Raw genomic sequence first — 12,073 nt, forward strand, 5'->3', positions numbered from 1 at the left:
GATCTTCGCAGATCGCCCACCCCGAAGCCGGGTCACGTGGGCGAGCCCACTACTGCTGTTGGCCGGGTTCCTCGACGGAGGCGAGGGCGCGGTCGACGCGTTCCCTGGCGCCCGCGAGGTGGCGTTCGCACACCGTCGCGAGGGCTTCGCCGCGTTCCCAGAGGGCCAGCGACTCCTCCAGGGAAAGGCCGCCGGCTTCGAGCCGCTTGACCACGTCGGCCAGCTCGTCGCGGGCCGGTTCGTAGCCGAGTTCGGCGACGTCCGGGTGGTCGGCGACCGGGTCGAAGTGCTCGTCCTGCTCGTTGTTCGTCACGGGGTGGGGCTCTCCAGCTTGCTGGGCACGGACACCACGGCGGTCGCGATGGCCTGGTCGTAGCCGATGAACGCCTCGGCGAACTCGGCGCCGTCGCCTTCGCGGACCGCGTCGTTGATGCGCAACTGCGCTTCGGTGACCCTACGTCGATGTCCGGAACCGTGACCGACCCACCACCGGGTCCCCGCGTAGGCGGAGGCCGCGTCGGCGAGCGCCCGCAGCTTCACCGGCAGCGTCCTGCGCTCGGTGGAATCGCAGCCGCCGAGCAGCGCGTTCCAGCACCCGACCGCCGCCGCGTCCGCCTCGTGGACGCATTGCCGAACCCGCTCCGCGTCGCGCAGTTGCGGCGAGCGGGTGACGGCGACCGTCAACGGGAGGAATGTGGGCTCCTGTTGTCCCTGCACCACGACCTCCCTCGTTCTGCTACTCCGATCCGTCGGGCACCACGGCGCGTACCGCTCCGTCAACGACCCGCACCCGCAGCGTGGTTCCCGCCGGAGCCTCTTCGATCGACCGGAGCACTCCGTCGGCTCCGTCGGAGTCGACGCGCTGCACGATCGCGTACCCGCGAGCAAGAGTGGCCGCAGGACCGAGGGTCGTCAAGCGAGATCGAGTCGCGGTCATGGCGTGCCCTTCGGCGGTGAGCACGCCGGTGATGGCCCGTCGCGCGCGGTCCCGGGCCACCTGCACCTGCTCTGATCTGCGCGCCAGCGGGCCGTGCGGGTCGGCGAGCGCGGGGCGGCTGCGCAGCGAGTCGAGCAGCCTGCGCTCACGATCCACCCATCCGTGTAGCGCACGTCGCGCGCGGTCGCGCAGTTGGTGCACTCGCTGCGTTTCCTCGGCCATGTCCGGTACGACTCGTTTGCCCGCTCCGGTGGGCGTGGAGCAGCGGACGTCGGCGACGTGGTCCAGCAGCGGTGAGTCCGGTTCGTGCCCGATGGCGCTGATCACCGGGGTCCGGCAGGTCGACACCGCGCGGCACAGGGTCTCGTCGGAGAACGGCAGCAGGTCCTCCACGCTGCCGCCGCCGCGCGCGAGCACGATCACGTCGACCTCGGGGTCGCGGTCGAGTTCGCCGAGCGCGTCGAGGATCTGCGGCACCGCGGTGGAGCCCTGCACGGCCACGTTGCGGATCTCGAAGCGCACCGACGGCCAGCGCAGCCGCGCGTTGCTGAGCACGTCGTGCTCCGCGGCGGAGGCCCGTCCGGTGATGAGGCCTACCTTGTTCGGCAGGAACGGCAGCGGGCGCTTGCGGGCCGGGTCGAACAGGCCTTCCGCTTTGAGCAGCTGCCGGAGCCGTTCGATGCGGGCGAGCAGTTCACCGATGCCGACGGCGCGGATCTCGTCGACGCGCAGGCTCAGCGTGCCGCGCCCGACGAAGAACGTGGGCTTGCCGTGGACCACGACGCGGCTGCCGTCGGTCAGCGGCGGATCCTGCTTGCGCAGCAGCGAGGACGCGCAGGTCAGCGTCAGCGACACCTCGGCGGAGGGGTCGCGGAGGGTGAGGAACGAGGTGGCGGCGCCGGGGCGGTTGGAGATCTGGGTGATCTGCCCTTCGACCCAGATGTTGCCGAGCCGGTGGATCCAGTCGGCGATCTTGCGGGCGACGGTGCGCACCGGCCACGGTTCTTCCGCGCTGGTCGGCGCCTGGTTGGCGGGTGCGTTCAGGACCGCTCCTTCCACGTCCGTGCAACAGCGGCGCGATCATACGGCGCCCCCACCCCCAACGACCCCAACCGCCGAAGCCGTGCCTTGCGGCGTAGCCGTGCTTTGGGCGGCGAAGCAAGCCTGCTTGGCGGCCGGAGGCCGTGCCTGTATGTGCGAAGCACATAGCCCACGTCGAAAAGCCGACCACCTGCGGGTTCTCAGTGGATTTCTCGCGAGGACAGCTTTTTCCCTCGTGGCGGAGCCACTCGGGAAAAAGATCCCGCAGCGAGAAATCCACTGAGGTTCCGCCACCTGCCCCACTACGCAGACCAGGAGGCGGATCCAGGCAGACGTCAGTCTTCGCCGCGGAGGCGGGTTAGGCGGTTGGTGAGCATCCGGACGAACTCGACGCGGTTCTCGTTCCGCTGCTCGTGCTCCAGCAACTCCTCGACTTCGTCGGCGGAGAAGCCGCGGAGCTTGCCGCGCAGCTGCGGCAGGCTCATGCCGTCGTACTCGGCGAGCACGTCGGAGCCGTCGGTGGGTTCGGCGACGTTCACCAGCCGCTGCTCCGCCGGGGGCGGTGGTTCGTCCTCGTCGAAGGTCGCCCATTCGGGTTCGTCCTCGGTGCCCTGCCAGGCGCTGAGCGTCTCGTCGCCGCGGATGGCCAGTTCGGTGATCTGCTGCTGCACCCGCATGGACAGCTGCAGCGCTTGGCTGGCCACGGTCAGCGGCAGGCCGAGCAGCTGCGCGGGCAGCTGCCGGGTCTGTTCGACGGTGACGGTCGCGAGTCCGGCCGCGACCCGGATCGGCAAGGGATACGTCGACATGGGCCCTACCTTCCCGCACTCGCGCGTGGGAAACCATCGTCCTGGGACATGAGGTTCGCCCCCGCGCTCGGCCGGTGGGCTCCGCCGGGCGCGGGACCGGTGACGCGCGGTACGGGTGAGGTGGGTGGCCGCAGGGCTGACCCGTCGCGAGGTGGTCCGTACCCTGGCAGGTATGAGCACCTCGCCGCAGGCCGCCGATCGCCTCGCCCAAGGCGACCTTGACCAGGGCACCCCCGATCAGGACACGACGACCCCGGAGGGCCGGCGCGCCAAGCGCGTGCTGCTCGCCAAACCCCGTGGCTATTGCGCCGGTGTGGACCGCGCGGTGATCACGGTGGAGAAGGCGCTGGAGACCTACGGTCCGCCGGTGTACGTGCGCAAGGAGATCGTGCACAACAAGCACGTGGTGGAGACCCTCCAGGAGCGCGGCGTGATCTTCGTCGAGGAGACCGACGAGGTCCCGGAGGGCGCGCTGGTCGTGTTCTCCGCGCACGGCGTCGCCCCCGCGGTGCACGAGGAGGCGAAGGCCCGCAACCTGCGCACCATCGACGCGACCTGCCCGCTGGTCACGAAGGTGCACAAGGAGGTCAACCGGTTCGCCCGCGACGACTACGACATCCTGCTGATCGGCCACGAGGGCCACGAGGAGGTCGAGGGCACCGCGGGCGAGGCGCCGGACCGCGTGCAGCTGGTCGACAAGCCGGAGGACGTGGACAAGGTCAACGTCCGGGACCCCAACAAGGTGGTGTGGCTGTCGCAGACCACGCTCAGCGTCGACGAGACGATGGAGCGGGTCGACCAGATCAAGGGCCGCTTCCCGGATCTGCAGGCGCCGCCGAGCGATGACATCTGCTACGCCACGTCGAACCGCCAGATCGCGGTGAAGGCGATGGCCGCGGAGTGCGATCTGGTGCTGGTCGTGGGTTCGCAGAACTCGTCGAACTCGAAGCGCCTGGTCGAGGTCGCGCTGCAGGCGGGCGCGCGGGCTTCGCACCTGATCGACTACGCGGACCAGATCGAGGAGTCCTGGCTGGAGGGCGTGACCACGGTCGGCGTGACCAGCGGTGCCTCGGTGCCGGACGTGCTGGTCATGCAGGTCTTGGACCACCTGTCGCAGCGCGGCTGGGACGGTGAGGTCGAAGAGGTGACCACGGCGAACGAGAAGATCCAGTTCTCGCTGCCGAAGGAACTGCGCAAGGACCTCAAGGAGAACCCGGACGCCCCGAAGAGCGTGCGCTGACCCGACTCCGGATCCAAGTGCGGCCCGCTCGACCGAATGGTCCGGCGGGCCGTGCTGCGTTCGGCGGGGTTCGCGAGGCCGAGGCGAGCGGTGGCTCGGCCGTGCGCGTCCGGCTCAGCCGAAGAAGTCGTCGTCGCGCCGCGGCTTGCGGGGCCTGCGCTGCGGGTCGGGTTTCGGTTCGGGCCGTCCGCGGCCGGGCGCGGGGCGGGGGCGTCCTTCGCCGCGGTCGGCGGCCCTGCCGGGCTGGCCGCGGCCACCGGAGCCGGTGCGGCCGGGGGGCGTGCCGCGACCGCGTTCGCCGCCGCGGGCCGGCGGGGTGGCCCGGTCGCCGCGTTCGGGACGCGGGTCGCGCTTGGCCCCGTCGCGGGGGCGTCCGCCCTGTTCGGAAGCGGGCCGCCGCGCCTTGTTCCGCTCACCCCGCTCACCGCGTTCACCGCGCGGGCCGGCGGCGGGTCGCCGCTCGCCGTCGGCGGAGCGCTTGCGCGGCTGCCGGGCGGCGTCCTGCCCGGTCTCCTTCGGCGGCTTGACCGGCCGGCGCTTCTTCGTCGGGGTGTCGGAGATGTCGATGTCGTCCTGGTCGGCGCGCTGGAGCCAGAACATCCGCACGAGGCCGAACGCGAGGCTGGCGGCGGTGGTGATCGCCATCATCGGGAAGCCCGCGATGAGCGGCTGCACGACCGATAGCGCCTTGCCCATCATGCCGCTGCTGTTCGTGCCGCCGCCGAACAGCACGACCAGGATCGGCATCACCACGGTGGCGACCAGCGGGGGCTGCACCATCGGCCCGAACAGGTTGCCCCGCCGCACCAGCGCCACCGAGGCCAGGCATCCCACGATCAGGCCGATCTTGAAGATCAATCCGGGGGTGCCGCTGAGGATCAGGTCGATCACCGCGCCCAGCGCGGTGCCGCCCGCCGCGATCAGCACTGCTCCCCATAGGGGCACGCCACGGCTGCCGAAAGCGGACCGTTCTGCCCATTGTGGGGCGCCGTTGTCGGGAGTGGGGGCGCTCTGGCGCTCGCGAGTGGCGGTCACGCGCACAACCGTAACGGTCTAGAACGGGCGTGGAACGACCTCTCCGGAAGTTGATCGCGGACCTGCGGTGCTTCGTGCCCTCGTGACCGTTGTGTGATCCCAGGCGCGGCCGAATGGCGGCTGAGCCTCGGGCGGGTGGACTGTGAACCTTGACACAAGCAACTGGAAACTCTTAGCGTCCGAGCAATCGTTTTCTCGTGTTCGTCGGTTGCTTCGGGTGACAGCGGTCGGATGGCGGGGGGAACTCGAATGACGGCGCCACTGGTAGAGCTGACCGGCATCACCAAACGCTACGGCGGTGTCCTGGCGTGCGACGGTGTGGACCTGACCGTGCACGAGGGCGAAGTGCACGCGCTGCTGGGGGAGAACGGCGCGGGCAAGTCCACGTTGATGCGCGTGCTCTCCGGCGACATCGCCGACTACGAGGGCACCGTCGCGGTCGACGGGAACCCGGTGCGGTTCGCGAAGCCCTCGGATGCCCAGCAGGCCGGCATCGCGATGATCCACCAGGAGCTCGACCTGGTGCCCGCGCTGTCGGTCGCCGACAACCTCTACCTGGGCCGCGAGCTGCGCCGGGCCGGTGTGGTGGACCGCCGCCGGATGGCGCAGCGGACCCGCGAGCTGCTCCAGCGCACCGGCATCGACCTCGACCCGTCGCGCCCGGTGGGCGAGCTGCGGGTGGGCGAGCAGCAGCTGGTGACGATCGCGCGGGCGCTGCTGCTGGAAGCCAAGGTCCTGATCATGGACGAGCCGACCTCGGCGCTGTCGAACTCCGAGGTGCAGCGGCTGTTCGCGGTGATCTCCGAGCTGCGCAGGCGCGGCACCGGCATCGTCTACATCTCGCACCGGATGGACGAGATCGGCGCCGTCGCCGACCGGGCGACGGTGCTGCGCAACGGCCGGTGGGTGGCCGAGTTCGACGCTCGCGACCTCACCGCGGAGCAGGCGGCGGAGGCGATGGTGGGCCGCTCGGTGCGCACCTTGTTCCGCAACCAGGACGAGAGCCCGCCCGGTGACGAGCTGCTGTCGGTGTCGGACTTCCGGGTGCGGCCGCGCAGGCACCGGGTGGGCAGGCGGGAACCCGACGGCATCGACGTGTCGGTGCGGGCCGGCGAGATCGTCGGCGTGTGCGGGTTGCTCGGGTCGGGGCGCACGGAGCTGCTGGAGTCGTTGTTCGGCGCCGGTTCGGCGGGGCGCTGGGAGGGCTCGGTGCTGCTGGACGGGCAGCCGGTGCGGCCCGGCGGCCCCCGCGAGGCGTTGCGCAAGGGCATCGCGTTCGTCCCGGAAGACCGCCGCGCCGCGGGCTTGGTGCTGGGGCACTCGGTGCAGGCGAACATGGTGCTCTCGGTGGTGGACCGGCTCAGATTCGGTGGCCTGGTGCGGCGGAGTTCGGAGGCGGGCGAGACGGAGCGCAGCGTGCGGCGGCTGAAGGTGAAGCTGGGCCGCATCGCCGATCCGGTGGGCACCTTGTCCGGCGGGAACCAGCAGAAGGTCGTGTTCGGCCGGATGCTGCTGACCGAACCGCGGCTGCTGCTGCTGGACGAGCCGACGCGCGGCGTGGACATCGGCGCGAAGGCGGAGATCTACGAGCTGCTGGGGGAGATCGCCGCGCGGGGCATCGGCGTGCTGCTGGCGTCCTCGGAGCTGCCGGAGCTGACCGGCGTGTGTCACCGCGTGGTGGTGCTGCGGCACGGCCGAAGCGTGGCGGAGTTCGACACCACCCAGGCCGGTGAAGCCGAATTGTTGGCCGCCGCGATGGGGGAAAAGGTGTCGCAGGACGAGTCATCGGCTGTCGAGGCGGGGCGCGGCCCCGTCGCGGGGGGAGGCGCACGATGAGCGAGCAGACGCACGAGCGGGAGGCTTCGCCGAGCGCACCGGAGCCACCTCGGGGCCCGTCGCGCCGCGAGGTGGCGGAGACGCTGTTCCGGTTCCAGAGCTTCTTCGGCCTGGTCGCGGTGTTCCTCGCCGCGATCGTGCTGTCCCCGCGCGGCGACGACGGCCAGATCTTGTTCCTGACCAGCGACAACCTGTTCAACATCGTGCGCGCGGTGTCGGAGATCGGGATCATCGCGGTCGGTTTGACGTTCGTGATCCTGATCGGCGGCATCGACCTGTCGGTGGGCTCGGTGCTGGGGCTGGCCGCGGTGGGGTCGGCGGTGCTGCTGGTCAACGACGACTTCGGGGTGCTGCTGGCGGCGCTGCTGGTGCTGCTGATCGGGTTGATCTTCGGCGTGCTGCAGGGCGCGGCGGTGGCGCTGCTGGGCGTGCAGGCGTTCATCGTGACGCTGGCCGGGTTGAACATCGCGCGCGGTCTGGCGCGGATGTGGTCGGGCGGCGAGACCGTGCAGATCTCCTACGGCGACGGCGAGGGCCAGGCGCCGATGCTGTTCTCCCTGTTGGGGGAGCGCACGTTCGGCGGTGTGGTGCCGATCCCGGCGTTGATCTTCGCGGTGGTGGCGGTCGCGGCGATCCTGTTCCTGCGCTACAGCGCCTACTCGCGGCACCTGTACGCGATCGGCGGCAACGAGAAGGCCGCGCGCCTGTCCGGTGTGCCGGTGAACCGGGTGAAGATCGTCGCGTTCGCGCTGTCCGGTTTCTGCGCCGCGCTGGCGGGCATCGTGCACGCGGGTCAGCTCAACGCGGGCAGCCCGAACGACGGGCTGGCCTACGAGCTCGACGGCATCGCGGCGGTCGTGGTCGGTGGCACCAGCCTGGCAGGTGGGCGCGGGTCGGTGGTGGGCACGATCGCGGGCGCGCTGCTGCTGGGCATCCTCAACAACATCCTGAGCCTCAACAGCGTCGACACCGACATGCAGTTGCTGATCAAGGGTCTGGTGATCGTGGCCGCCGCGGCGTTGCAGCGGCTGCGCCCCACGGCCTGACTCCGGCCCGTTCCGATCCCGTCAGCCGGTCCTGGCTCCGCGAAGCCGTTCCCGGTCCCTCCGATTCCACCCGCCCCCTCGACGCGTCCCTGGAGTTCTTCGGGAAGGAAGCACGATGCGAAAGACAACGAGGTCTGCGTTCGCAGCCGCTTGCGCCGCCTTGGCCGTCACCGCCGCGGCGTGCGGCACGACGAGCGAGAACACCGGCCAGGCCCAACCGCAGGATCCGCGGCAGAGCTGCGGTGGCCCGGACGGCAAGTACACGATCGGCATGAGCCAGGCGAACCTCGCCGAGCCGTACCGGGTGCGGATGGACGCGGACATCCGCAAAGCGGCGGAGCAGGTGCCGCAGTTCGAGGACGTGCAGTTCTCGGACGCGGGCAAGGACAACGCCAAGCAGGTCAGCGACGTGGAGTCGTTCCTGACCAAGCAGGTCGACCTGCTGATGATCTCGCCGAACGAGGCGGCACCGCTGACCGACGTGGTGCGCAAGGCATACAACTCGGGCACTCCGGTGGTGCTGCTGGACCGCAAGGTCAACGGGGACGCGTACACCACGTACATCGGTGTGGACAACGTCGACATCGGCAGGCAGGCCGGGGAGTACTTCAAGGACGTGCTGTTCCCGGACGGCGGCAAGATCCTGGAGATCAGGGGCCTGTCCGGGTCGACGCCGGCCGGTGAGCGCCACGACGGCTTCATGCAGGGCATCGAGGGCTCGAAGATCGAGATCATCGGGCAGGGCGACGGGGACTGGGAGCGGTCGCTGGGCCAGGAGAAGATGGACGCGCTGCTCAAGGCTCACCCGGACGCGCAGGCGGTGTACTCGCACAACGACCCGATGGCCGAGGGCGCGTACCTGGCGGCGGAGGCGGCCGGTCGGGCGCAGCAGCTGAAATTCGTCGGCATCGATGGCCTGCCGATCGAGGCCGGCGGTATTCGTTCCGTGGAGCAAGGACGTTTGCAGGCCACCTTCCTCAATCCGACGGGCGGCGAGGAGGCCGTCGAGGCGGCGAAGAAGATCCTGGTGGATTGCCGGCCGACGGAGAAGAAGCAAACCCTTCCTACGGAATTGATCACGAAGGAGAACGCGGGCGAGGTCTACGCCCGGTTGAATCAGGGTTGAGCGAGACTCCCGCTTACCACATACGGTTACTGATTCGGTGAAGGTGCAGGTCGCACGCTAGGGCGAAGTTGTCCTGGCGTGCGACTTTCTTTGGCAATACCAGCTGTCACCGAAAAGGAATCAAATCCACCTGGTTGGTGGTAGTGGCTCCCGCCTCGCGCCGGTGACCATCTTAATGAGTGAATTTCGTACTCCGGATTCCGTCGGTTCCGCGATGTTCCTTGGAGAGGCACCGGTTTCTTCCTACGCTGCGGTCTGAAAGGGAGCGCGTGATCTTGCGCGCCCGCGTTCCGGGGACCGACCGATCCGATCCCAACCGCGCACCACCGTCGAATGACCAGGACAACGCTGTCCACTGTGGATAGTGATGTGGGGAGGGCGAGCTTTGATGAGAGACCGCAGTAGTGACGCGCTGCGCGCTGCGAAACGGCTGCCGAGGAGGTTCGGCGCGTTTCTCGGTGTCGCGTCCCTGGCGGCCGCCGCGATGGTCGCTGATTCCGGCCACGGCCCGACGCAGGCCGCCGCTCAGGGTTCGGCGCAGCAGCGCGCGGCGGACAAGGGCAGCGTCGGCTGGGACACCTACCGCGAGCCGGACGGTCTGGCCCAGCTGCGCGGCTCGGAGCAGACGGGCCAGTTCTCCAGCTTCGCCCGCGACGGCAGCAACGACGACGGTTTCGAAGGCACCTTCTCCTGCCTGCGCGAGAGCGACCGCGGCTGCGTGATCGCGGAACGGGCCGGTGCGGGCGAGATCTCCTCGATCTGGTTCACCCGCGAACCGTGGGGCGACGTGACCGGCACCGGCAACATCGTGATCGAGCTGGACGGCCGCACGGTGCTCGACGCCCCGCTGATCGACGTGGTCAGCGGCCGGGTCGGCGCGCCGTTCGAATGGCCGCTGGTCGGCAACGCCGACGATTCGGCGGGCGGCGCGGTGATCAAGGTGCCGATGCCGTACCGCGAGTCGATGCGGGTGACGGTGCAGAACAACCCGAACTTCTACCACGTGGACTACCGCTCCTTCGGCGACGCGGAGGGCGTGGACACCTTCGACCCGTCGGACCCCGCCGAGGACGTGCTGGCGCGGCTGCGGATGTTCGGCGTCGCGGACCCGAAGGGCACCGACCCGGAGGCGCAGCCGACCCGCCGCGACTTCGGCGTCGTCCCGGGCACGGCGGCTCCGGTGGCGCAGATCGAGGGGCCTGGGCAGATCAACGAGCTGCGGCTGCGCATCCCGCAGATCGTGCCGAGCCCGCGGGTCGTCGACGACGGTCGCGCGTTCGGCGCGGGCGGCGGCAGCCGGTTCGACGCGGCGGTGGCCCCGGACAACGAGGGCGTGCGCATCGTGCGCCGCTCCGACCCGCAGGTCGCCGACCAGGTGGCCACCCTCAGCGTGGACGGCGCCCCCGCGGGTGAGTGGCGCAGCGGTCCGGCGGCGCCGGGCGGTTGGGCGGTGCAGGCGATCGACGTGCCCGCCGAGCTCACCGCGGGCAAGTCCTCGGTGGAGGTCGCGAGCCGGTTCGTGTCCTCGTCGCTGGACGTCAACGAGTTCCGCTACGACGTGCAGAGCCTGGTCGACGGCGAGTGGGTGCGCACCGACGTGCTCGACGTGGGCCCCGCCCATCCCGGTGAGGAGGCGGCGCACGGCTACCGCATCGACAACGCGGTGTTCGCGCGGGAGAAGCTGCTGGGCCGCTACGGCTTCAGCCCCGAGGAGGTGACCGCCTCGGAGCACGTGCTGGAATCGGCGCGGTTGCGCATCACCTTCGACGGCAAGACGACGGTGGACGCCCCCATCGGCGAGTTCTTCGGCTCCGGCCTCGGTGAGTACGACGTCCGCAGCATGATGACGTCGATCGATCCGGGCGACGGCGGTTGGTACACCTCGTGGTGGCCGATGCCGTTCAGCCAGAGCGCGACCGTGGAGATCGTCAACGGCGGCGGCGTGCCGATCGAGGGCATGACGGCGGAGGTCTCGACGGCGCCGAAGGACGTCGACGAGAACACCGGCTACTTCAACGCCACGCACCACCGCGGCCGGACCGTGGAGGGCCAGGACTGGAACTTCCTGGACGCGAAGGGCTCGGGCACGTTCTACGGCGTGACGCACACGATGCGCGGCCTGATCCCGCCGAACGCGGCGGCCACGCACCGCAACCAGCCGTTGTCGATGCCGGAGACGAACGCGGTCGCCAACCAGCGCAACTACTTGGAGGGCGACGAGCGGTTCTACGTCAACGGTTCGGCGAGCCCGGCGTGGCACGGCACCGGCAGCGAGGACTACTACGAGTCGGGCTGGTACTTCCGCGACGGCACGACGTTCTCGATGCCGCTGGCCGGCAACCCGGCGCACGAGCTCAACGGTGACGGCTGCCAGTACGACTGCACGGGCGCGTACCGCTTGCAGGTGCCGGACGCGATGCCGTTCAACGACGGCCTGATCGCGGACATCGAGCACGGTCCGAACAACGACGAGCCGGGCGACTACAGCTCGACGGCGTACTGGTACGGCGGGCATCCGGTGTCGCAGGAGAAGGTCGACGACCTCGACCTGTCGGACCGCGGCAGCCGCGATTCGCACGGTTATGAGGCGGGCGGCGAGACGGTCGAGCCGTTGCAGTCCCGCTTCGAGGGAACCGATGTGGAGCGCAGCGGCCAGGTGGCGGCGTCGACGGGTCCGGTGAGCTTCGACGTGGAGCTCGGCGAGGACAACGCGGGTGCCCACTTGCGCAGGCTCAGCGATCAAGCGCAGGCCTACCAGCAGGTGGAGGTGCGGGTCGACGGCGAGTCGGCGGGCACCTGGTTGCAGCCCTTGGGCAACGGCACGCACCGCTGGCTGGACGACGGTTTCGAGCTGCCCGCCGCGCTGACGGAGGGCAAGGGCAAGGTGCGGGTGGAACTGATCCCGGTGCAGGGCGCCCCGCCGTGGACGGCTTCGCGGTACGAGGTGTTCCAGTACTGAGCGATTCCCGCTGACGGTGCCCGGTGGTTCGTCGACCACCGGGC

The 12,073-nt window shown here is 70.1% G+C and carries 10 protein-coding genes; 5 read left to right on the forward strand and 5 right to left on the reverse strand.

What is annotated here, in order from left to right:
* Positions 1–49: 49 nt before the first annotated feature.
* The 4 genes from BJ969_RS02220 to BJ969_RS02235 all read right to left on the reverse strand — a co-directional run bounded on the left by BJ969_RS02220 (position 50) and on the right by BJ969_RS02235 (position 2,787).
* Positions 50–313 carry an exodeoxyribonuclease VII small subunit gene (locus BJ969_RS02220; protein WP_184476813.1) on the reverse strand — a complete coding sequence of 88 codons (264 nt, stop codon included), beginning with the start codon at positions 311–313 and terminating at the stop codon, positions 50–52.
* Positions 310–717: a hypothetical protein gene (locus tag BJ969_RS02225; protein ID WP_266092409.1), complete on the reverse strand. Its 408-nt coding sequence runs from the start codon at positions 715–717 to the stop codon at positions 310–312. The genes BJ969_RS02220 and BJ969_RS02225 overlap by 4 nt, the downstream gene beginning before the upstream one ends.
* Before the next feature lie 19 nt (positions 718–736).
* Positions 737–1,996, reverse strand: coding sequence for an exodeoxyribonuclease VII large subunit (xseA, locus tag BJ969_RS02230; protein ID WP_343071179.1), 1,260 nt, complete (start codon positions 1,994–1,996; stop codon positions 737–739).
* Between the two features lie 317 nt (positions 1,997–2,313).
* On the reverse strand, positions 2,314–2,787 hold the full coding sequence (locus BJ969_RS02235) for a lipid droplet-associated protein (RefSeq protein ID WP_184476817.1): 474 nt from the start codon (positions 2,785–2,787) through the stop codon (positions 2,314–2,316).
* Between the two features lie 172 nt (positions 2,788–2,959).
* On the opposite strand from BJ969_RS02235, the gene BJ969_RS02240 reads away from it, so the two are divergent.
* Positions 2,960–4,027: a 4-hydroxy-3-methylbut-2-enyl diphosphate reductase gene (locus tag BJ969_RS02240; protein ID WP_184476819.1), complete on the forward strand. Its 1,068-nt coding sequence runs from the start codon at positions 2,960–2,962 to the stop codon at positions 4,025–4,027.
* A gap of 114 nt (positions 4,028–4,141) precedes the next feature.
* Here BJ969_RS02240 and BJ969_RS02245 read toward each other — a convergent pair whose 3' ends face one another.
* Positions 4,142–5,062, reverse strand: a complete 921-nt coding sequence (locus tag BJ969_RS02245; protein WP_184476821.1) for a DUF6542 domain-containing protein — start codon at positions 5,060–5,062, stop codon at positions 4,142–4,144.
* A gap of 249 nt (positions 5,063–5,311) precedes the next feature.
* Here BJ969_RS02245 and BJ969_RS02250 point away from each other — a divergent pair, with 249 nt between their 5' ends.
* The 4 genes from BJ969_RS02250 (at position 5,312) to BJ969_RS02265 (ending at position 12,029) form a co-directional block, all read left to right on the forward strand.
* Entirely contained in the window at positions 5,312–6,898 is a 1,587-nt protein-coding gene (locus BJ969_RS02250) for a sugar ABC transporter ATP-binding protein (protein WP_184476824.1), read from the forward strand.
* Positions 6,895–7,944 (forward strand): ABC transporter permease, encoded by a 1,050-nt coding sequence (locus BJ969_RS02255; protein WP_184476826.1) that lies wholly within the window; start codon positions 6,895–6,897, stop codon positions 7,942–7,944. The genes BJ969_RS02250 and BJ969_RS02255 overlap by 4 nt, the downstream gene beginning before the upstream one ends.
* A 115-nt stretch (positions 7,945–8,059) precedes the next feature.
* The gene (locus tag BJ969_RS02260; RefSeq protein ID WP_184476828.1) at positions 8,060–9,070 is read left to right on the forward strand and encodes a substrate-binding domain-containing protein; all 1,011 of its coding nucleotides are present in this window, start codon (positions 8,060–8,062) and stop codon (positions 9,068–9,070) included.
* Positions 9,071–9,554: 484 nt separating this feature from the next.
* Complete coding sequence (locus BJ969_RS02265) at positions 9,555–12,029, forward strand: glycoside hydrolase family 172 protein (protein ID WP_246456659.1); 2,475 nt, start codon at positions 9,555–9,557, stop codon at positions 12,027–12,029.
* The last annotated feature ends 44 nt before the right edge of the window (positions 12,030–12,073 follow it).

Source organism: Saccharopolyspora gloriosae, assembly GCF_014203325.1.
Taxonomy (GTDB): Bacteria; Actinomycetota; Actinomycetes; order Mycobacteriales; family Pseudonocardiaceae; genus Saccharopolyspora_C; species Saccharopolyspora_C gloriosae.

Excerpts from the sequence above, each read along its gene's own strand:
- BJ969_RS02235 (WP_184476817.1), bottom strand. The coding sequence starts at position 2,787 with ATGTCGACGTATCCCTTGCCGATCCGGGTCGCGGCCGGACTCGCGACC.
- BJ969_RS02240 (WP_184476819.1), top strand. The coding sequence starts at position 2,960 with ATGAGCACCTCGCCGCAGGCCGCCGATCGCCTCGCCCAAGGCGACCTT.
- BJ969_RS02250 (WP_184476824.1), top strand. The coding sequence starts at position 5,312 with ATGACGGCGCCACTGGTAGAGCTGACCGGCATCACCAAACGCTACGGC.
- BJ969_RS02255 (WP_184476826.1), top strand. The coding sequence starts at position 6,895 with ATGAGCGAGCAGACGCACGAGCGGGAGGCTTCGCCGAGCGCACCGGAG.
- BJ969_RS02260 (WP_184476828.1), top strand. The coding sequence starts at position 8,060 with ATGCGAAAGACAACGAGGTCTGCGTTCGCAGCCGCTTGCGCCGCCTTG.
- BJ969_RS02265 (WP_246456659.1), top strand. The coding sequence starts at position 9,555 with ATGGTCGCTGATTCCGGCCACGGCCCGACGCAGGCCGCCGCTCAGGGT.